15 protein-coding genes are annotated in these 21,558 nt (G+C 34.5%); all 15 read left to right on the top strand.

What is annotated here, in order from left to right; translation table 11 throughout:
- Positions 1-8 precede the first annotated feature (8 nt).
- Positions 9-2,150, top strand: coding sequence for a glycosyltransferase family 2 protein (locus IGJ20_RS08965; RefSeq protein ID WP_142425681.1), 2,142 nt, complete (start codon positions 9-11; stop codon positions 2,148-2,150).
- Positions 2,151-4,154, top strand: a complete 2,004-nt coding sequence (locus IGJ20_RS08960; RefSeq protein WP_185935494.1) for a DUF7657 domain-containing protein — start codon at positions 2,151-2,153, stop codon at positions 4,152-4,154. It begins immediately after the preceding gene.
- 28 nt (positions 4,155-4,182) lie between these two features.
- On the top strand, positions 4,183-5,484 hold the full coding sequence (locus IGJ20_RS08955; protein ID WP_142425683.1) for an EpaQ family protein: 1,302 nt from the start codon (positions 4,183-4,185) through the stop codon (positions 5,482-5,484).
- A gap of 105 nt (positions 5,485-5,589) precedes the next feature.
- On the top strand, positions 5,590-6,987 hold the full coding sequence (locus IGJ20_RS08950; protein ID WP_142425684.1) for a sugar transferase: 1,398 nt from the start codon (positions 5,590-5,592) through the stop codon (positions 6,985-6,987).
- Between the two features lie 120 nt (positions 6,988-7,107).
- Entirely contained in the window at positions 7,108-7,941 is an 834-nt protein-coding gene (locus IGJ20_RS08945) for a glycosyltransferase (protein ID WP_142425685.1), read from the top strand.
- Positions 7,942-7,956: 15 nt separating this feature from the next.
- Entirely contained in the window at positions 7,957-8,799 is an 843-nt protein-coding gene (locus tag IGJ20_RS08940) for a LicD family protein (protein ID WP_142425686.1), read from the top strand.
- A gap of 318 nt (positions 8,800-9,117) precedes the next feature.
- Positions 9,118-12,261 carry a GW domain-containing glycosaminoglycan-binding protein gene (locus IGJ20_RS08935; protein WP_430605163.1) on the top strand — a complete coding sequence of 1,048 codons (3,144 nt, stop codon included), beginning with the start codon at positions 9,118-9,120 and terminating at the stop codon, positions 12,259-12,261.
- A gap of 568 nt (positions 12,262-12,829) precedes the next feature.
- Positions 12,830-13,534, top strand: a complete 705-nt coding sequence (locus IGJ20_RS08930) for an IspD/TarI family cytidylyltransferase (RefSeq protein ID WP_002378508.1) — start codon at positions 12,830-12,832, stop codon at positions 13,532-13,534.
- A 12-nt stretch (positions 13,535-13,546) separates the two neighbouring features.
- Positions 13,547-14,605: an NAD-dependent epimerase/dehydratase family protein gene (locus IGJ20_RS08925; RefSeq protein WP_142425688.1), complete on the top strand. Its 1,059-nt coding sequence runs from the start codon at positions 13,547-13,549 to the stop codon at positions 14,603-14,605.
- Position 14,606: 1 nt separating this feature from the next.
- A complete protein-coding gene (locus IGJ20_RS08920) occupies positions 14,607-15,581 on the top strand; it encodes a glycosyltransferase family 2 protein (RefSeq protein WP_142425689.1) in 975 nt (324 codons plus the stop codon).
- Between the two features lie 40 nt (positions 15,582-15,621).
- The gene (locus IGJ20_RS08915; RefSeq protein ID WP_002379606.1) at positions 15,622-17,052 is read left to right on the top strand and encodes an O-antigen ligase family protein; all 1,431 of its coding nucleotides are present in this window, start codon (positions 15,622-15,624) and stop codon (positions 17,050-17,052) included.
- 54 nt (positions 17,053-17,106) lie between these two features.
- The gene (locus IGJ20_RS08910; RefSeq protein ID WP_142425690.1) at positions 17,107-17,931 is read left to right on the top strand and encodes a LicD family protein; all 825 of its coding nucleotides are present in this window, start codon (positions 17,107-17,109) and stop codon (positions 17,929-17,931) included.
- Between the two features lie 39 nt (positions 17,932-17,970).
- Positions 17,971-18,942: a glycosyltransferase family 2 protein gene (locus IGJ20_RS08905; RefSeq protein ID WP_142425691.1), complete on the top strand. Its 972-nt coding sequence runs from the start codon at positions 17,971-17,973 to the stop codon at positions 18,940-18,942.
- A gap of 10 nt (positions 18,943-18,952) precedes the next feature.
- Positions 18,953-20,374: a lipopolysaccharide biosynthesis protein gene (locus IGJ20_RS08900; protein WP_002369114.1), complete on the top strand. Its 1,422-nt coding sequence runs from the start codon at positions 18,953-18,955 to the stop codon at positions 20,372-20,374.
- Between the two features lie 92 nt (positions 20,375-20,466).
- On the top strand, positions 20,467-21,426 hold the full coding sequence (locus tag IGJ20_RS08895) for a GDP-mannose 4,6-dehydratase (protein WP_029656611.1): 960 nt from the start codon (positions 20,467-20,469) through the stop codon (positions 21,424-21,426).
- Positions 21,427-21,558: the final 132 nt, after the last annotated feature.

Below are 21,558 nucleotides of genomic sequence, written 5' to 3'. Positions count from 1 at the left end.
GAATGCACATGAATGAAGACATTAAGGTGATCTTTGATAGTATCTATCGCGACAAAACAACAAATAATTTAACCATTACAGGTTGGGCGTTAGATACAATCACTAAAGAAAGCCCAACTTTCACAATTAATAATGAAAACCAAGTGTCCGCTTATAACATTCAGCGCGTTTTACGTGAAGATGTTAATCAAATTTATCAAACAGAGCCTGCGATTGAAGCTGGCTTTGTTGTTACACTTGAAGGAATTAAACAAAAAAAAGTACTCCCTTTTCATTTTCAATCATCAGCACATGTTGTAACGGTGGATTTTCCCTTGAATAAAAAATATCCAGTGATTCCAGGGACAGAAGATAAAGTGACTCGTCTCTGGATAAAAGCCAAAAAAGGATTTAAGTATATGGCTAAAAATGGTATTTCTCATACCATTCAACGAGCGAAAATTGAGAAACTAAGAAATCAAGCTTCGTATCCTAACTGGTTAGCTAGAAATGAAGTACTAGACATAGAAGCGATGACGCAAGAAATCGCAACATTTCATTATCAGCCTAAAATTTCCATTGCGATGCCAGTGTATAATGTTGAAGAAAAATGGCTTCGGTTGTGCATTGATTCTATTTTGAATCAAGTCTATACTAACTGGGAATTATGTATGGCCGATGATGCCTCAACAGATCCTAATGTCAAAAAGATTTTAACTGAGTACCAACAATTGGATGAGCGAATCCGGGTCGTCTTTCGTGAACAAAATGGTCATATTTCCGAAGCGACCAACTCTGCTTTAGCGATTGCTACCGGAGAATTTGTCGCCTTACTAGACAACGATGATGAATTAGCAATCAATGCTTTTTATGAAGTGGCTAAAGTGCTGAATGAAAACCCAGAACTGGATTTAATTTATAGTGATGAAGATAAGATTGACATGGATGGAAATCGTTCTGATCCAGCCTTTAAACCAGATTGGTCACCTGATTTACTTTTAGGAACCAATTACATTTCGCATTTAGGCGTGTATCGTCGGAGTATTCTAGAAGAAATTGGCGGCTTTCGAAAAGGTTACGAAGGTTCTCAAGACTACGATTTAGTCTTAAGATTTACTGAAAAAACGACAAAAGAACGCATCAAACATATTCCAAAAGTTCTTTACTATTGGCGGATGCTGCCAACCTCAACAGCAGTGGATCAGGGCTCCAAAGGTTATGCTTTTGAAGCGGGGCTAAGAGCCGTGCAAGATGCGCTCGTTCGTCAAGGTATTAATGGTCATGCAACGCATGGGGCGGCGAATGGCTTATACGATGTTTATTATGACATTGAATCTGAAAAGTTAGTCTCAATTATTATTCCAACTAAAAATGGCTATAAAGACGTACAACGTTGTGTTTCATCGATTATTGAAAAAACAACCTACCAAAATTACGAGATTATTATGGCTGACAATGGAAGTACAGATCCAAAAATGCACGAATTGTATGCAGAATTTGAACAACAATTGCCTGGCCGCTTTTTCGTTGAATCAATCGATATTCCATTCAATTTCTCAACTATTAACAATCGTGCAGCGAAAAAAGCGCACGGAGAGTATTTATTATTTTTAAATAATGATACCGAAGTGATTACAGAGAATTGGTTAACCTTGATGGTTTCATTTGCTCAGCAAGAACGGATTGGCTGTGTAGGTGCGAAATTATTGTATCCAAATAATACGGTCCAACACGCAGGCGTTATTTTAGGATTAGGTGGTGTCGCTGGACATGGTCATTATGGTTATCCCCATGGTGACTTAGGCTATTTTGGTCGGTTAGCTATTAATGTTAATTATTCAGCAGTAACTGCCGCATGCTTACTTATGAAAAAAGCAGATTTTGATGCAGTTGGTGGTTTTGAAGAAGCGTTTACCGTAGCTTTCAATGATGTTGATTTATGCCTGAAAGTCCAAGCTTTAGGACGTGACAACGTCTGGCTTCATGAAGCAGAGCTTTATCATTTTGAATCTCAAACTCGTGGATATGATGATAAAGGCAAAAAGAAAAAACGTTTTGAACAAGAAAAAGTGATGATGGAAGAAAAATGGGGACCTTTAATTGAAAATGATCCATTTTATAATCCTAATCTGACAAGGGATATTCCCAACTTTTCATTACGAATTGACTAGATGCAATTGCGGATGACGAAATGGAGCGAAAAGATGGAACAACAACTAACTACAAGAAAAGAAAAACAACCATTACGCAACCAAGCTGAGCAGAGCGCTCGCTTGGTTGATCATTTGTTACGCTGGCGCTATCTGCTAGCGGCAGTCATTTTTATTTTACTGGTAGCCTTTAAAGTCCATGGTAGTTCATTAAACATGTGGGATGCGTATGTTTCTGAATATGCGGATGGTCAAAAAAGTTCATTAATTGCTGGTGAACCAAGAGGTGTTCGCTCGGATGAATGGCTCGTTCAAACCCCATTTAGCCTCTCACAAACACAAACAGGTTTGAAAACACATAATGATGTGATTACGTTAAATGGTCAAGACGTGGTGGTAGGCTATAATTCGCCAGCGTGGAATTTGGCCACGTTAGCGAAACCTTTTACGTGGGGCTATGTACTATTAGGCAAAGAATATGGCTTATCATGGTATTGGAATCTTAAATTAATTGGCTTAATTTTATTTTCTTTTGAAATTGGCTTGATCGTCACACGGCGGAATAAATATTTAGCTTTGTTAGCAAGTGTTTGGATTCCGTTTTCTTCGGCCCTTCAATGGTGGTTTGTCTCGCCAGTTGGAGATTTAGTATTTTTTGGCTTAGGTTTTTTAGTGGGAATTTATAATTATTTCTATTATCATAGTAGTGTTCGACGTCGTGTCATTTGTGCGATAACGGCTGTTATTATGGCTTCAGGATTTGTTTTAGTTATTTATCCTGCGTTACAAGTACCACTTGGTTATTTGATTTTATTATTTTTAATTTTATTTTTTTTAGAATTTCGTAAAAAAATTAAGTTGGATAAGTGGGATGGGGTCCTGATAGGTGGGGCACTCTTGATGACGGCGATTATTGTTGGCGGCTCGCTATATGGCTCATTGGATTCCTTAAAAGCAGTAATGGATACCGCTTATCCAGGAAAACGGGTAAGTTTAGGTGGCGATATGCCTAAACGCGACATTTTGTTATTTTTAACAAATTGGAAAATGCCGTTTCAAGATGTTCCATATTCAAATAATTCGGAAATCAGTAGTTTTTATCAATTATTTTTTGTTATTTTGCCGCTCTCACCATTTATTTTTTATAAAAAAATCAAAGAAAACATTTACGGTTTTGTCTTATTCGTGTATTGTTTATTTAACTTAGTTTGGATGAGCGTTCAATTTCCAACAATTTTTGCTAAGTTGACATTGTGGTCTTATGTGCCAGAACAACGGGCGATGTTATCCTTCGGGTTTGCCGCTGTGTTGTTGAGTTTATGGTTCATCGATTATTTATGGAATCGCCAAGCAAAAATTCCAATGATGGCCTGGTTAGGGGCGCTAGGATTAAATGTTGTTCTGTATTTCTTTGTTTTATATACGGGCAATTTACGGTTATACGTTACACGAATGGACATTATTGGTGTCTTAGTTGTCGCTACCGTTTTAATTGTTGCTTTATTTAAACGTTGGCGCACGTTATTTGTCCTTGTCTTATTAGGAATCATTATGGTTTCTGGTGCCTTTGTTAATCCAATTTCTCGAGGCGTTTCTGCTGTCTATGGAAAAAAATTAGCGGTAGAAGTGGAAGAAATTAACAAAAAAGACCCCAACCAATTGTGGGTGGGCGAACGCTTGATGTATGGCTATTTGCCAATGTTAGGTGTGCATACATTTAACGGTGTCGCTTTTACACCTGACTTAGAGGCTTGGAAACCATTAGATCCAAAAGGAAAAGACACATTTATTTATAATCGCTATGCGCACATCAATGTTGAAGTAGGAAATCAGGCCCCTGTTTTAGAGTTGATGCAAAAAGATGCGATTATTGCTCGTTTATCTCCAGAAAAATTAAAAGAATATGGGATTAAATATGCGGTCGTTTATAAACCATTAGAACCGTTAGACACACCAACGATTCATTTTGAAAAATTATATGGACCTGATCAGAACGGGGCATATATTTATCGAATAAACGACTAGTGATTCATTCATGGAATGAGGTTTGAATATGGGAAAAGTATTGAATAGAATCGGTCGACTTATTTTATTAGTAACAATGATCGGCTCGTATACGATGTGGGTCGTAGGAATTGATGCGCCAGTCACAAAATATATGTATGCCAATAGTTCAATTTTATTATTAATAGCAGTAATACTTGTACTGCTATTAAATTGTACAAAATTAAAATTTATTGACTGGCTGACCGTAGCGTTGGCGCTAGCCACCTGGCTCTTGTTTCACTTTACGGAATCAATCCGTCATAGCACAATGCAAACAGATACAATGATTCCTTTAATTATTTTGTTGATCCTTTGTTTTAAAGTTTGTGTCTTTGATCGTTTGGATCAAACGCTTTTATTAATTGTCTCTTTAGTTGCTTTGAGTGCGACTTTGTATCGGATGTCCGTGGAGTTGCCTCAGTTGATTCCAGCAGACGAAATTTTTAAAGAATCAAATAAACTAGAAAGTATTTGGATTAATACCAATACGATTGGTGCAACATTGATGTTTTCAACAATGATGGCCAGTAGTTTGATCAAAGCATATAGAAATAAGGTTTTTAACCTGCTGCTTTTACCTGTATACATTGGTGGTGTTTTAGGTACATGGGTCAGTCAATCCAAAACCTCTTTTGCCATTTTAGTTGGTTTTATTCTGGTGGATAATCTTTTACCAAAACGTTTCTTGCAACGTTCGAAAGTTTGGCTGTTTGGTTTTGTCGGAGTAGCTGCATTGGGACCATTGTTATTTTACTTATGTGCGGAATCGGATACTGTTGATTTATTTACAGGAAGAGAACGAATTTGGCATGAGTTTTTTGCTAAATGGTTATCTGATCCTCAACATATTAAAGTCGGTATGGAGCCTTTTGTGGCCTCATGGAAACCGCTGGGGACACATAATGCTTTTCTATTTACGTTAAGTAATTTTGGTGTCATTGGCTATCTGATTTTATTTGGTTTTTTAGTCAGTATGATTTTATTGATTGGTTTCCGCAAAAAAACATTGGATCGTTTGCAAGTTAGTTTACTTTTAGGCTTCCTTTTAATCTGGATTCATTCATTTATGGAAGATATTTTATTAGCGCCTCATTGGATGCCGATTGTTTATAGTTTCCTTGGGCTAGCCTTCTACTTCCGGCCAGAGAAAAAACGAGGAAGACATGAAAGACCAACGACACCTAAAAGAAGAAAACGAGTGAAACAAACAAGTCCTGTTAGCAATGAAGAGCGCCCGATAGCACCTGTTGACGAAGAGGGCTGGGACCAACATGAAGAATTAAGTCGTGTCCAAAGACATCGCAGATAATTTTCATCCTATAGAACTTTCTTGTCCGCTGACATTATGGTAATATAGGGGTTGCATGTTATTACAAATAATGTAATTACTGGAAGTGAAGAGAGGAAGTTTTTAATGACATCAAAAAGTGAATGGAGTAATGCAAGACGAATTGTAATTATTTTAGCAGACGTTTTGCTCTATAATTTATCAATCATCTTAGGGTTTATGGTGAAATTTGGCCGAGAAATTCCTTCATTTAACTTTGTGGCTTATGAAAAATCTGCAATTTACATTTCAATCTTTTTTATCTTTTTGAATTTGTTGTTAGGTGCGTATATTTTTTATAATCGCAAAATTAGTGACATCATTTTTGTCACGGTGATTGGTCAAATTTTAATGACTTTAACGATTATGATTGTGACATTTGCCGGACGTTGGTTTACGTTCCCGCGTTCTGTTTTAGGATATTCCTTTATAATCGGAATTATTATTCTAAGTCTTTGGCGAATTCTTGTTTATTATTTATACTTAAAGGTCAGCAATGAGCGAAAAGTTGTTTTACTAGGTAAAGAAAATCAAGTCATGCGGTCAATTCAAAACTTTATGTCTGATAAAAATAACAAGCATAAAGTAACGAGCGTTGTTGTCAGCAATTACTATGAAAACTTAAAAAAAATTATCGATGAAATCGATATTGTTTATATTTCAAGTAATGTTGATGAGAACGAAAAAGTAAAATTGTATCAATTAATTGTCAAACACAAGAAAAAAATCTTTTTAGATACAAGTTTTGAAAATCTAATTATGTTAAAACCAAACATGATGAACTTTGAAGATGAAAGTATTATCGAAGTCTCAAATTTTGAAATTCAACCAGAAGAGAATTTTATTAAACGTTTATTCGATATTTTAGTCTCTGTTTGCCTATTTGTGATTACCTCACCCTTAATGCTTATTGCAGCGATTTTAGTCAAAGCAACCTCACCGGGACCAGTGATTTACAAACAAACTCGGATTACATTAGATCAACGTGAGTTCTCGATTTTAAAATTTAGAACGATGTCGGCAACAGCGGAAGCAAAATCAGGTCCAGTCTTATCTACAAGTAACGACAGTCGCGTCACTACAGTTGGTAAATACTTGCGCGCTTTACGTATTGATGAGTTGCCACAACTAATCAATGTTATTCGCGGGGATATGTCCATTGTCGGACCACGTCCTGAACGACCATTCTTTGTTGATCAATTTAATCAGGAAAACCCGAATTACTATTTACGTCACAATGTACGTGCGGGGATTACTGGCTATGCCCAAGTTTATGGGAAGTATGCTTCTGACTACAATAGTAAATTGAACTTTGATTTACTGTACATCAAGAATTATTCATTACTGTTGGATATGAAAATTCTGCTTCAAACCATCAAAATTCTCTTTGATAAAGTATCATCAAGAGGATTGGATGAGTCTGAAGAACGTGAAGAATTGACGATAGATTATTGTAAAGAGAATGCTATTAGAATTTACCGTTAAGAGGAGCTATGGCTTCTCTTTTTTTTGAAAAAAAGAGAGACTTCTAACAAAGCTTGAAAAATCAGATATTCTATGTAAAAATATACAAGCGTGGATGAAAAAAGAAATAGGGGTGAAGAAATGGAAAAGGTACCAGTAAGTGTCTTACTTTCCATTTATATAAAAGAACGTCCTGAATATGTTATTGCATGTTTAGACAGTATTTTTAATCAAACTGTAAAAGTCGATGAAATAGTATTAGTAGAAGATGGTCCTGTAACTGAAGAAATGACAGTCATTGTAGATAAATATAAAGAAACGCATCCAGAAGTGCTTCATGTTTTATCTCTAGAAAAAAATGTTGGTTTAGGTAAAGCGTTGGCAGAAGGGGTTAAAGCTTGTCGTAATGAACTGATTGCACGAATGGATGCAGATGATATTATGAAGACGGATCGGATTGAAAAGCAGTGGCAATTATTTCAAAAAAATCCTAACTTGGTCATTGCTGGTTCTAACATTATCGAATTTGAAGGGAACATAGAAAATGTTTTGGGTTATCGTAACCTTCCCAGTTCTAATGAGGATATTCGTGAATTTTCCAAAAGAAGAAACCCGTTTAATCATATGACTGTCATGTATAAGAAGTCAGACATTTTAGAGGTCGGTAACTATCTGCCAATGTCAGGATTTGAAGATTATTATTTGTGGGTGCGGTTATTGAAAAAAGGAAAGGAAGCTCATAACCTTTCTGAACATTTAGTCTATGCTCGAACAGGCAGTGATATGTACGCACGGCGTGGTGGTTGGCAGTATTTTAAGTCAGGACTAAAAGGACGCAAAGCAATCTATCAAGCAGGACTTGGTAGTTTTAAAGATTTTTTTGTGAGTTCCAGTGCACATGTTGTCGTAAGTTTGATGCCGAATAATTTACGAGGTAAATTTTATGAGAAGTTTTTAAGGAAAGATAATGATTAAGATTGAGGTAAAATTATGCAAGAGATGACCCAGACAGATTTAAAAGAAATACAAGCTGTAACATTAACTATGTCCAAATATTTTGTTCAATTTTGTCAAGAAAATAATTTATTATGTTATTTCTGTGGCGGTGGTTGTATTGGTGCTGTACGCAGTCAAGGATTTATTCCGTGGGATGATGATTTGGATTTTTTTATGCCACGACCAGACTATGAAAAATTAAAAAAGCTATGGCCGCAGAAAGCAGACATAAATAGATATCCATTATTAGTTGCTTCTAAAACATATAATGATCATAATTCATTTATAACTATTAGGGATACTGCCACTACTTTTATTAAACCCTATCAAGAGGATTTAGATATCCCTCATGGTTTACCAATTGATATTTTTCCATTAGATGGTGCGCCAGAAGGGAAATTGCGAAGAAAAATTCAAAAGTTTTGGGCACTGATTTATGCGTTATTTTGTTCGCAAGTTGTTCCAGAAAAACATGGTGGTCTGATGGCTACAGGAAGCAAGGTTTTATTAGGGATTTTTTCTTCAAGCAAAATTCGCTATCATATTTGGCGCTTCGCTGAAAAAAGAATGACTAAGTATTCCTTTGGTTCAACTCCTTATGTCACTGAATTATGTGTCGGACCACGCTACATGGGCAATATTTATCATTTAGAAGATTTTAAATCTGCTATTTTTGTTCCATTTGAAGATACAAAAATGCCAATACCAGTGGGATACAATCGCTATTTGACACAAGTTTTTGGAGATTATATGCAATTGCCACCAGAGGAAGATCGTCAACCTCATCATGAAGCGCTAATTGTTGATACTAAAAATTCGTACACAGAATATATTTAAAAACTTCAATTATTTATACTAAGGCTGAACGTTATCTATAAATAGCGTTCAGCATTTTGTTGTAAAAAAATAAATAACACAATCAATGTAATAAAAAGATAAAGTTTAGAAACAAAATAGTAAAAAAAGTTAGCAAGATTTTCTTGACGTAAGCTAAAATTTATTAGAAAATTATTTGAAACTAGTGCTCATTCTAATCAGTTTTGAGAAATTTCAATTTGAAAAGTAAAAAATTGTTGGTTTCAAGTAAAATTTACATACTATAATTAAATGAGGATTAATTGTAAAGAATACGTAAAAAGAAGGGTTAAATAAATAATGAAGAGAATAAATAAAATATCTGTTATTACAATGCTAATGCTGACAACATTGGTTCCTAGTTCATCAATAGTGTATGCAATCGATGCATCAAGTAGTGAAAGTGCAGAAGAAGTAATTTCTGCGGATACAGCAGAAACACTAAACTCTACGTCATCTAGTGAGGAAACTTCGACAGAAAGTTCTTCTAGCACCTTATCATCAGTTCCTTCGGAAACAAAAAATAGTTTGGACACGAGTGGTGCTACAGACACTCGGCAATCAACAGATGCTGAAGAAACTTCGGAAACGACTAGTTCTTCAGAAGCTAATAAGAAAGATGAAGACGAAATCGTAATAACAGAGGATATGAACAAACCTATGGGATCAGGAATGAAAGGAACGAGAAGAAAAAGAGCCGCATATGCCTACGGTGATCCTATTAGCATAACAGAGGCAAATCGTCCGCCTAAAAACTTTATCGATGTATCTTCTTGGAATGGTAGTTTAAGTGTAGCAAATTATCAAACTATGAAAAGTTATGGGATAGGCGGAGTGGTCGTTAAAATGACCGAAGCGACAACTTATCAAAATCCAGAAAGATTTGCACAAGTTCAAAATGCAAATGCAGTGGGAATAAAAGTATCCGCCTATCACTATAGTCACTTTACAACAAAAGATCAGGCAATAAAAGAAGCAAACTACTTTGCCGATACAGCAATTAATACTGGATTACCAAAAGACACTTTAATGATTAATGATGCAGAAGAAGGTAGCATGAATAATGGACAATTGACAGCTAATTCAATTGCTTTTGCTAATCAATTAAAAGCAAGAGGTTTTACGAATGTATTACATTATTCAATGGCAGCCTGGTTTACAGAAGGAGTCTTATCGCCGACACAACTAGGGACTGAAAATATTTGGATTGCTCAGTATCCTTTTGAACCGACTGCAGATCAGTTATGGCACAAAAATGAAGGTTATGCGGCATGGCAATGGTCTTCATTATTAACGATTCCAGGTGTTAACATTGGCGTAGGTGTGTTTGATATTAATGCTGATTACACTGGACGATTTACATCTAGTGGTGGAAAACAGTATGATGTAATTTTAGATGAAAAACAATATGATTACACGGCAAGGGTAAAACCAGCAGATGAATCAGGAAAACACGGCGTGTTTAATGGGATTATGAATACAGCTCCTGGAATCATTAATATCGGTATGGGAGATAAATATGCGAACCAAAGCGTTCATATCATAGGATATGCCAAAACAAGCCGGACAGAGTTACTCCATTTTACAGTAGGTGGAAAAGATGCAGGCTGGATGGACAAACGAGCATTCACAGCTACACTAGATAAAGCCACGTATAGTAAAATGAGTCGAGGAGCCAAAATAGGCGATGTAGCAGTTTCATCGAAGCATGGATTATATACAAAACCAAATAATACAGCAGAAGATGGAGAAAAAATAGGTTTAGGCTCTCTATATGCGAATCAAAACGTGCAGATTATTCAATCCGCTAAACTATCAACAGGTGTTACGGCTTATCAATTTCAAATAAATGGACAAACAATTGGCTGGTTGGACAGCCGTGCCTTCAGCAATGTGTATGATGAGCTGCTAGATGAAAAAAGCTATGATTACATGGCAAAAGTAAAACCAGCAGCTGAATCAGGAAAACATGGTGTGTTTAATGGAATTATGAATACAGCTCCTGGGATCGTTAATATCGGTATGGGAGATAAATATGCGAACCAAAGTGTTCATATCATAGGATATGCCAAAACAAGCCGGACAGAGTTACTCCATTTTACAGTAGGTGGAAAAGATGCAGGCTGGATGGACAAACGAGCATTTACAGCTACATTAGATAAAGCCACGTATAGTAAAATGAGTCGAGGAGCCAAAATAGGCGATGTAGCAGTTTCATCGAAGCATGGATTATATACAAAACCAAATAATACAGCAGAAGATGGAGAAAAAATAGGTTTAGGCTCTCTATATGCGAATCAAAACGTGCAGATTATTCAATCCGCTAAACTATCAACAGGTGTTACGGCTTATCAATTTCAAATAAATGGACAAACAATTGGCTGGTTGGACAGCCGTGCCTTCAGCAATGTGTATGATGAGCTGCTAGATGAAAAAAGCTATGATTACATGGCAAAAGTAAAACCAGCAGCTGAATCAGGAAAACATGGTGTGTTTAATGGAATTATGAATACAGCTCCTGGGATCGTTAATATCGGTATGGGAGATAAATATGCGAACCAAAGTGTTCATATCATAGGATATGCCAAAACAAGCCGGACAGAGTTACTCCATTTTACAGTAGGTGGAAAAGATGCAGGCTGGATGGACAAACGAGCATTTACAGCTACATTAGATAAAGCCACGTATAGTAAAACGAGTCGCAAAGCCAAAATAGGCGATGCAGTAGCTTCATCGAAGCATGGATTATATACAAAACCAAATAATACAGCAGAAGATGGAGAAAAAATAGGTTTAGGCTCTCTATATGCGAATCAAAACGTGCAGATTATTCAATCCGCTAAACTATCAACAGGTGTTACGGCTTATCAATTTCAAATAAATGGACAAACAATTGGCTGGTTGGACAGCCGTGCCTTCAGCAATGTGTATGATGAGCTGCTAGATGAAAAAAGCTATGATTACATGGCAAAAGTAAAACCAGCAGCTGAATCAGGAAAACATGGCGTGTTTAATGGAATTATGAATACAGCTCCTGGGATCGTTAATATCGGTATGGGAGATAAATATGCGAACCAAAGTGTTCATATCATAGGATATGCCAAAACAAGCCGGACAGAGTTACTCCATTTTACAGTAGGTGGAAAAGATGCAGGCTGGATGGACAAACGAGCATTCACAGCTACACTAGATAAAGCCACGTATAGTAAAATGAGTCGAGGAGCCAAAATAGGCGATGTAGCAGTTTCATCGAAGCATGGATTATATACAAAACCAAATAATACAGCAGAAGATGGAGAAAAAATAGGTTTAGGCTCTCTATATGCGAATCAAAACGTGCAGATCATTCAATCCGCTAAACTATCAACAGGTGTTACGGCTTATCAATTTCAAATAAATGGTCGAACAATTGGTTGGTTGGATAGCCGCGCCTTTAAAATGTAGAATAAGTTTATAAAGGTAACGACCAAACAATCTATCGAGGTTCTTTGTCAAATAGTATTGCTAAATAAAAATAGTGAACATCGTGAAAGTCAGAGGAGAAAATCCTCTGGCTTCTTTATTTTTTATTAAGTGCTTCTTATTATGAAATTATTTTTTCTCAAACATATGGTCACGGTCTATTTAACGTATTTAAATAATAAATAGTATTTTCTGAAATACTTGTATCCGCGATAAATGGCATTGACATGCATGATATTTAAATCGATTTTTACTCACTTCTAAATACGGCTTGAGTTCTACTATTTGAATTCTACAGAATTTTGAGATGTTTTTTGTGAATCAAAAAGTATAGAGTTTTTATCGTTTGTCCGTAATTTTTTTATTAAAATAACGAACAAAAATATTTACAGTTCGATTAAGGTCTACGATAAATTATTGAAACTTACTGATAGTTATGAGAAAATGTAAAAGATTGAATGCAGTTTTGGCTGTGTTGATGAATATATAAGTTAAACAAAATTGAAATAAAACTAGTGGTTGACTAGTTAGAGAAAGGATTTTGTATCAAATGATTACAGCTTTAATTATTGCCGGTGGGGTCGGTAAACGAATGGGGCAGGAGATTCCTAAACAATTTATTATGGTAGAGGAAAAACCGATAATTATCTACACATTGGAATCTTTTCAAAAGCATCCACTCATTGATCGAATCTTAGTTGTGTGTAAAAAAGGTTGGGAACAAACACTAGATGCCTATGCAAAAGAGTACCATATTGACAAATTACAATGGATTATTCCAGGAGGAAATTCTGGTCAAGAATCAATTAACAATGGGGTTAATTTCTTAAAAGAACATTCAAACCCAGAAGATACTATTGTTATCCATGACGGAATTCGCCCATTAGTTGATGAATTAGTTTTATCTGATGTAATTGTTAAGTGTCAAGAATACGGAAATGCAGTGACTTCGTTGCCATATAATGAACAAATTTTTGTAAAAGAAACTGAGGAAACAACTCGACAATATATTAATCGTGAAACATTACGTCGCGTGTCAACACCACAAGCCTATAAATTTGAAAAATTAACTTGGGCTTACGAAAAAGCATTCCGTGAGAATATTGGTATTTCTGAATCGTCATACACAAATACTATGATGGTGGATTTAGGCGAAACATTGTATTTTGCTTTAGGCTCAGATAAAAACATTAAGTTAACCACACAAGATGACTTACAGTTATTTAAAGGCTTCTTGAAAATGAAAGAAGAGTAGTGGAGGGATACCATGTTATTTACAGACGATAATTATTTATCAGACGTTGAACGAGTTTTAGAGAAGACACCAGATTGGACGAAAGTAACTAATAAATCTGTTTTTATAACTGGTGCTTCAGGCATGATTGGGACCTTTTTAATTGATGTGCTTATGTACCAAAATAAAACGAGAAATGCGAATATTTCGATCTGGGCGATGGGACGAACATTGTCGCGTTTAGAAGAGCGATTTACTAGTTATCTAGAAGATCCGTTATTCCATATAGTTATCGGAGATGTCACAGAAGAAATTCAGATAGCAGAAGCTTGTGACTATGTGTTGCATTGTGCTAGTAATACACATCCTAAATCATATGCCAGTGATCCAATTGGAACGATTATGACCAATATTGCTGGTACGCAGCATATTTTAGATTATGCGGTCAAAGCGAATAGTAAAAAAGTGTTATTTTTATCAACTGTTGAAATCTATGGAGAAAATCGTGGAGATCTTGATAAATTTACGGAAGACTATTGCGGCTATATTGACTGTAACACGCTACGGGCCGGTTATCCCGAAGGAAAAAGAGCAAGTGAATCATTATGTCAAGCCTATATTCAGAAATATGGTATTGATGTTGTTATTCCAAGAATTAGTCGTACTTTCGGGCCTACGATGTTACTTTCGGATAGTAAAGCTTCTTCTCAATTTATTCTGAATGCAGTCCATAAAGAAAACATTGTGTTAAAAAGTGCAGGGACCCAACTATATTCTTATGCATATGTTGCAGATATTGTATCTGCTCTTCTGTTTTTATTAGTTAAAGGGCAAAAAGGGGAAGCTTACAATGTTTCAAACGAACATTGCGATATTACGTTACGTACTTTTGCGGAAACATTAGCCAATGTGGCTGGAACAAAAGTGATTCATGGTGAAGCCACCGCCCAAGAAAAACAAGGGTTTTCTAAAGCAACAAAAGCACTACTAGACAATCAAAAAATCTACGCATTAGGTTGGCGGCCACTGTACGACAGTATGGAAGAACCATTAAAACATACAATTAAAATTTTAGAAGGTAGCGGAAATTGATATGCCCAAAATTAGTATTATTGTTCCTGTATACAATGTAGAAAAATATTTAGAAAAATGTGTACGCTCTATTTTAGCTCAAACGTTTACTGACTTTGAATTAATTCTGGTGGACGATGGCTCCCCAGACAGTTCTGGAGCAATGTGTGATCAGTTTGCTGAACAAGATCAACGGGTAAAAGTTATCCATAAAGAAAATGGTGGGCTAAGCGATGCTCGCAATGCTGGAATTGAGATAGCGACAGGTGAGTATTTAGGTTTCGTAGATAGTGATGATTACATTGCGGATGATATGTATGAATTATTATATACAAATATCGTAAAAGAAGATGCCGATTTATCAATCTGTGGTATTTATGATGTCTATGAGGGGAAAGAGCCTGTTGTAAAAAGTTTAATACAGGGAACTTTTTCTAGAGAAGAAGCATTATTGTTAATTTTACAAGGAAACATTATTTCCGTACATGCTGTAAATAAATTATATAAACGAAAACTCTTTGAGGATTTAAGATATCCTAAAGGAAAGTATCATGAAGATTCATTTATTATAGTAGATTTGTTATCTAAATGTCAGAAAGTCTCTATTGATTCAACGCAAAAATATTACTATTATCATCGAATGGGTAGCATTAATACAGAAACGTTTTCAGAGAAACAATTTGAGTTTATAGAAGCTTGGGAGAAAAATGAACTTAAATTGAAAGGCAAGGGAGCAGTTATAGAAGAAGCTGCCCATCAAAGAGTTTGTTTTGCAAATTTTTTAGTATTAGATAAAATTTTGATTAGTAATGCTCCGAAGAAAAAAGAAACGAAACAAATTGTTCGCTATCTTCGGGAAAACTTTATTTTTATTATGAAAAATAAAGTTTTTACAAAAAGTCGTAAACTATCAATGATTTTACTTATGTTTGGTCTTCCTTTTTATAAAATACCAACTAAATTGAAAAGAAAATATATAGAAAAAACAATAGATTAACAAGTTGTAATCTAAAAGTTGTTTTAAATAATTGGAGGATATGATGATTATTAATTTATCACAGCAGATGCAAAAAATAGAAAAAAGGATAGCTATACCATATATTGTTTTTTTTGAGTTAGTTCTAATTTGTCGAATGGTTAGCATTTATTCGACTTTACCTACAAAAATAGATTCATTATTTACCTTGATAATTATGCTATTGTCAGGTGTTTACTTCATATGTCACTTCTTGCCAATTTTTATAGAAAAAAAACAAAGAAGAATAGAATACTGGCTAATTGCTTTTATAGGAATTTTATTTTTAACAACATTTATTAATCATACGTATGCTTTTTCAGAGAACATTAAGTTGATCATTTGGCAATGTATCTTTTTCTTTTCCGTTTACGAAGTAGGGCGTTCGAATGATAAATCTGTTTTTAAAGCTTTTGAGTATGTACTTTTAATTGTTTGGACCGCATTAGTCATCGTTGGGTTATACTTATTTTTTGCGCGAATCAGCTTTTCAAAACCAGTAGAGTCTTTGTATTACGGAATGAGAATCGGTTTTTTTGAAAATCGATTATATGGTGTTTTTGTGGAGCCTAACTATGCATGTACCATCTCATTAGTTTGTATTTTGGTTGGCGTGCGGAATTTTATTAATACCAATAGCAAATGGTTAAAAGTGGTTTGTGCAATGGTGATTTTTCTACAATTTAGTTATGTAGCATTGTCTGGATCAAGATCAGGAGTTATTCAGTTGATTTCAATGGTAATTTTCGGGATGTTCTTTACAATTTGGTTCTTTCAAAAAAATACATCCAAAGCAGTTATAAAAAAAGTTGTGCAAGCAGTATTAGTTTCTTTTTTCTGTGGTGCTATTGTTTTCGGGGGCTTACAGTTAATAGAAAAAGGGTATATTGCTACTGCAAATTCAGTGAATATTGAAGTACCAAAAGTTTTAGATAATAAAGAAAATGAAATTCTAGGAAATAAGAAAATTACTACTAAGAGACCAGATGTTGAGGGGAAAGACGATATTTCAAATAGTCGATTTGCTCTTTGGCAAAGTGCGATAGATTTAATGAAATTAAATCCTATATTTGGCACTTCTCCAAAAGGTTTTGCAGATATAGCTAAAGATAAATTGCCTCAATCTCATATTGCTAAGACAGCTCAAACACCGCATAGTTTTTTCTTCTATTTATTAGCAGCTACAGGGATTTCAGGTACAATTGTATTTCTAATTTTCTTGCTATCTAAAATGTTTAACTCTGCTAAATTGCTGTTTAGCGTTCGAATTAAAAATTATATGGATTTTGTGTTAGATAACCAAATTGTGTTAGTCATTTTAATTTCTGGATTACTGATAACTGAAGTCATTTTAACAAGACGTTTTGCAACAGTTATCTTTTGGTTATACTTAGGTAAAATTCAGTATCGCACTGACATGGAAAATGATTTGATTAGAGGAAATGAGCAATAATGCTCATTTTTTCTACTATACAATTGATTATTATATAAGTAGGAGAGTAATATCATGCAAAAACTTACGTTAAAAGAGGTTCAGGCGAAGGCTGTTGAAATATTAGTGTATATCGATAATATTTGTCGATCTAACAACTTGCATTATACATTGTTTTATGGAACATTGATTGGTGTAGAACGTCATAAAGGTTTTATTCCTTGGGATGATGATATTGATATAGTTATGCCAAGGCCAGATTATGAATTGTTAACTAAAATCCTTAAAAACGATTCTAACTATCAATTACTTTCTTTTGAAACACGGAAACATTTTCGTTATCCTTTTGCAAAGTTAGTTGATCCTAATACTGTAGCTCATTCCAAACAATATTTTGGTGGAGAAGATAAGGACTTAGGAGTTTTTGTAGATATTTTTCCAATTGATGGTATCCCTGATACTCAAAAGGAGAGAAATGAACTAAGAAAGATAACGGAACAGTATCGGTTAAACTTAATGGATACTTTAGGTTTAAGCTATGCACGAAGTTTTCATCTTAGTAAGGCATTAATAAAATTAATAACTCGTTATCCTAATCATTTTAAAGTGAAAAAAGTAGGAAACAATCAATATTGGCGTGATTTATATCAAACAGAGGCAAAAAAAACCCCATTTGGAGCAACAAAACATTGTGGTTATCTAGAATGGATTCATATAGATTGGGGTGTATTTCCTAATGAATGGTTTTTGGAATATGAGGATGTAGAGTTTGAAGGACATAAATTTATGGCCATTAAAAACCGAAAACAATTTTTAACTTTACGTTATGGAGATTATATGGAAATGCCTCCAGTAGAAGAAAGAATCACTCATCATCCCTATGATTTTTACCAAAAATAAAGATTATTTATAGGTTTTTTAGAAAGAAGGCGTACTTAAATGAAGCAGCAATATACAGCAACTGTTGTTATGGCTACCTATAATGGAGAAAAAAATATCTTAGAACAGTTGGATTCCTTAAAAAATCAGTCGAAAAAAATTGATGAAGTATTAATTTGGGATGACTGCTCTACAGATTCTACAGTTAAAATAATTGAGAACTTTATTTCTGAAAATAAATTAGGTGAAACGTGGCATTTGAAAATCAACACGGAAAATTTAGGTTGGCGCAAAAATTTCTTTAATCTATTGAATGCTGCTACTAAAGAAATTGTTTTTACGTGTGATCAAGACGATATTTGGGATGCATCTAAAATTGAAGTGATGTGTGAAGCTTTTGCAAACACTGATGTTAAAGTTTTAGTAAGTGATTATACTGAATTAGTAGAACCTGGGGGATTAGCAGAGGAATTAAAAAAAATTGATTCAGTTAAATTGCCTAATCAAAAAGCAGAACAGATTATATTTAACGAGAACAATTTATTTTTACGTCGCCCGGGATGTGTATATGCAATTAGAAAGAGCTTCATTGCCAATGTTAATCTATACGCATCTGAAATGGAAAATCCTGTACATGATATGGCGATGTGGGGAAGTTCTTTATTAAGTGATGGGCTCTATATTGTTAGGGAAGAATTAATTAGATGGCGTAAACATGGACAAAGTTCCTTTAAAAAAGAAATTGATTTAGCTAAGAAACAAAATCACTTTGAGGAAAGATTGAATACTTTACGCCGGAGATTACAGCGTACAAAGGCTGCAAAGAATTATTTAAATAACCAACCACATGTTGAAGAATTTGAATATAAAGACAAAGTTCTTTCAAACTTGATTAAAGAGTTGAATATGCGAGTATCTTTATTAGAACGAAAAAAAATTATTCCGATTCTATGTGCCTTTTTTAAGTATCATCATAAATTTTATTTTAGCACAGACATCTACCATATCATGAAATATAAAATTAGAAAGTGAGCATAATGCTATGAATTCAAAAGCAAAAATGGTGGCTAAAAACCTTTATTATACTGTGGCTGCAAATTTTGCAACGTTGGGTATTTCGGTTCTCTTAAATTTATTTGTCCCTAAGTTGTTAGGCGTTACAGAATACAGTTATTGGCAACTTTATGTTTTTTATTCTTCATATGTTGGATTTCTCCACTTAGGCTGGATTGATGGTATCTATTTAAAAATTGGGGGAGAAGAATACGAAAATTTAGATAAAAGAAATCTCGGTTCTCAATTCTGGTATTTAGCGATTTTTGAATGTTGTATTTCTGCTTTTGTCATTCTTTGGGCTTACTTTTTCATGCCGAAAGAATATCAAGGGATTATTTTGATATTGACGGCCATTGTTTCGGTAATTACAATTGCAAAAACGTTTATTCTGTATGTTTTTCAGTCAACAAATCGTATTAAGGAATATGCTCAATTATCCAGAAATGATCGCTATTTATATGTCTTGTTCATTGCAATTTACTTTGCATTAGGAGGACGAGATTTTTATTGGCTAATCATTATGGACATACTTTCTAAACTGATTATTACGGTTTGGGGAATGTTTAGAGTTAAAGACATGTTGCGTGTGAACATGATGAGTTTGAAGGAAGTTACTCCTGAAATAGTTGATAATATTAACATAGGTAGTAAACTAATGCTCAGTAGTATAGCAAGTATGCTAATAATGGGAACCATTCGCTTTTTTGTTCAACAGCGTTGGACCATCGAAACCTTTGGTAAATTGTCCTTTACTTTAAGTTTATCAAATATGTTTTTAACTTTTATTAATGCTGTTGGAATTGTAATGTTTCCGTTGTTAAGACGGACAAATAAAGAGCGATTGCCGTCTTTATTTGTCACATTAAGAGGCGTTTTTGTTCCGTTGACGTATGCAATTCTGCTGTTATATGTACCCGTCAAATTTGTTTTAGGTATGTGGTTACCCGAATATAGCGAGAGTTTGAAATTTATGGGAATTCTATTTCCTATAGTTATTTATGAAGGCCGGATGTCTTTACTAATTAACACGTATTTAAAAACGTTGAGAAAAGAAAAAACAATTTTATTTGTTAACGTATTGACACTTGCCTTGTCGTTAATCCTATCGTTGTTTGTGATTTTCGTTGTTGGGAACTTGAATTTAACTGTTGGATTGATATTAGTAAGTTTAGCATTTCGTTGTAATTTAGCGGAAATTTTTCTATGCAAAGATATGAATATTAAAATAGGAAATAGCACTGCATTAGAAACGTTGGTTACATTATTGTTTATCTTTAGTAATCTTTGGTTTGGCGGTAGTATTTATAGTTTCATTTCTTATGGAATTGTGTACATTATCTATTTCTTATTCATTCATAAGAGTTTTGTGAATAACGCAAAGAATTTAAAATATTTAGTAAAAGGTTGAGAAAGTTATTTTCTCTCCTTTTTTATTGAAAAAAACAAACGGTAGTCTTTGACACCTAAAAATGGTAAAATTAATGTATTATTTTAATTGGAGTGGGAAACTTGAGGAACTTTTTAATCACAGGCGGTGCCGGCTTTATCGGCTCAACCTTAGCAAATTATTATAGTAAAGACAATCAAGTTGTGGTCATTGATGATTTATCAATGGGCCAAACTGAAAATTTAAACACATCTGAAAATATCACGTTCATTGAAGGTAGCGTGATTGATCAACAATTAATGGAAAAAGTACTGCAAGAGTATCAGTTCGATTACATTTTTCACTTAGCCGCGATTGCTAGTGTAGCAGATTCAGTAGCACGTCCAGTGGAAACACACCAAGTGAATTTTGAGAGTGTGTTACAATTACTGGAATTAATTCGGAAATACCAGAAAGATTTAAAACGTTTGGTGTTTGCTTCTTCTGCAGCGGTTTACGGCGATGAGCCAACTTTACCAAAACAGGAAGAATCAGTAATTCGTCCATTAACGCCTTATGCAGTGGATAAATTTGCTTCTGAAAAATATGTGTTAAACTATTGTCATTTATATGATGTTCCAACAAGCGCTGTTCGCTTCTTTAACGTTTATGGGCCAAACCAAAACCCTAATTCGCCTTATTCTGGCGTTATTTCGATTGTGATGGACTCTTACAAACGCTTATTAGCCAATCAAGAAGTGACATTCAATATCTTTGGCGATGGAAAACAATCCCGTGATTTTGTCTTTGTTGAGGACGTGGTTCAAGCGTTGAATCTTGTCGCTCATTCTGACCAATCACTTGGGGAAGTGTATAATGTCGGGACTGGGAAAGCAACCGATTTAAATGAGTTAATTTCTTCTTTAAATGATATTATGAAAGTCACTTTACCAGTTGAATACAAAGAAGCGCGAGCTGGGGACATCAAAGATTCCTTAGCGGATATATCTAAATTACGTGCCATTGGTTATGAACCGAAATATAGTATTCAATCCGGTTTGGATAAATATGTTAAGTATGAACTAAAAGATTAAGAGAATAAAAAGACGGATTTGAGACTAAATTGTTTATAAGACTTAGAGAGTGGGACATCATCAGTCGCTTTGATTGATGTCTTGCTCTTTCTTTTCTTTTTCCCATATTTGAACCCACCTCACTCCAATGGT

The organism is Enterococcus sp. DIV0294, from assembly GCF_050558155.1.
Taxonomy (GTDB): Bacteria; Bacillota; Bacilli; order Lactobacillales; family Enterococcaceae; genus Enterococcus; species Enterococcus faecalis.
This window is presented reverse-complemented; position numbering and strand designations above follow the sequence as displayed.

Excerpts from the sequence above, each read along its gene's own strand:
- IGJ20_RS08965 (WP_142425681.1), top strand. The coding sequence starts at position 9 with ATGAATGAAGACATTAAGGTGATCTTTGATAGTATCTATCGCGACAAA.
- IGJ20_RS08935 (WP_430605163.1), top strand. The coding sequence starts at position 9,118 with ATGAAGAGAATAAATAAAATATCTGTTATTACAATGCTAATGCTGACA.
- IGJ20_RS08915 (WP_002379606.1), top strand. The coding sequence starts at position 15,622 with ATGATGATTATTAATTTATCACAGCAGATGCAAAAAATAGAAAAAAGG.
- IGJ20_RS08940 (WP_142425686.1), top strand. The coding sequence starts at position 7,957 with ATGCAAGAGATGACCCAGACAGATTTAAAAGAAATACAAGCTGTAACA.
- IGJ20_RS08930 (WP_002378508.1), top strand. The coding sequence starts at position 12,830 with ATGATTACAGCTTTAATTATTGCCGGTGGGGTCGGTAAACGAATGGGG.
- IGJ20_RS08905 (WP_142425691.1), top strand. The coding sequence starts at position 17,971 with ATGAAGCAGCAATATACAGCAACTGTTGTTATGGCTACCTATAATGGA.
- IGJ20_RS08955 (WP_142425683.1), top strand. The coding sequence starts at position 4,183 with ATGGGAAAAGTATTGAATAGAATCGGTCGACTTATTTTATTAGTAACA.
- IGJ20_RS08920 (WP_142425689.1), top strand. The coding sequence starts at position 14,607 with ATGCCCAAAATTAGTATTATTGTTCCTGTATACAATGTAGAAAAATAT.
- IGJ20_RS08910 (WP_142425690.1), top strand. The coding sequence starts at position 17,107 with ATGCAAAAACTTACGTTAAAAGAGGTTCAGGCGAAGGCTGTTGAAATA.
- IGJ20_RS08925 (WP_142425688.1), top strand. The coding sequence starts at position 13,547 with ATGTTATTTACAGACGATAATTATTTATCAGACGTTGAACGAGTTTTA.
- IGJ20_RS08960 (WP_185935494.1), top strand. The coding sequence starts at position 2,151 with ATGCAATTGCGGATGACGAAATGGAGCGAAAAGATGGAACAACAACTA.
- IGJ20_RS08945 (WP_142425685.1), top strand. The coding sequence starts at position 7,108 with ATGGAAAAGGTACCAGTAAGTGTCTTACTTTCCATTTATATAAAAGAA.
- IGJ20_RS08950 (WP_142425684.1), top strand. The coding sequence starts at position 5,590 with ATGACATCAAAAAGTGAATGGAGTAATGCAAGACGAATTGTAATTATT.
- IGJ20_RS08900 (WP_002369114.1), top strand. The coding sequence starts at position 18,953 with ATGAATTCAAAAGCAAAAATGGTGGCTAAAAACCTTTATTATACTGTG.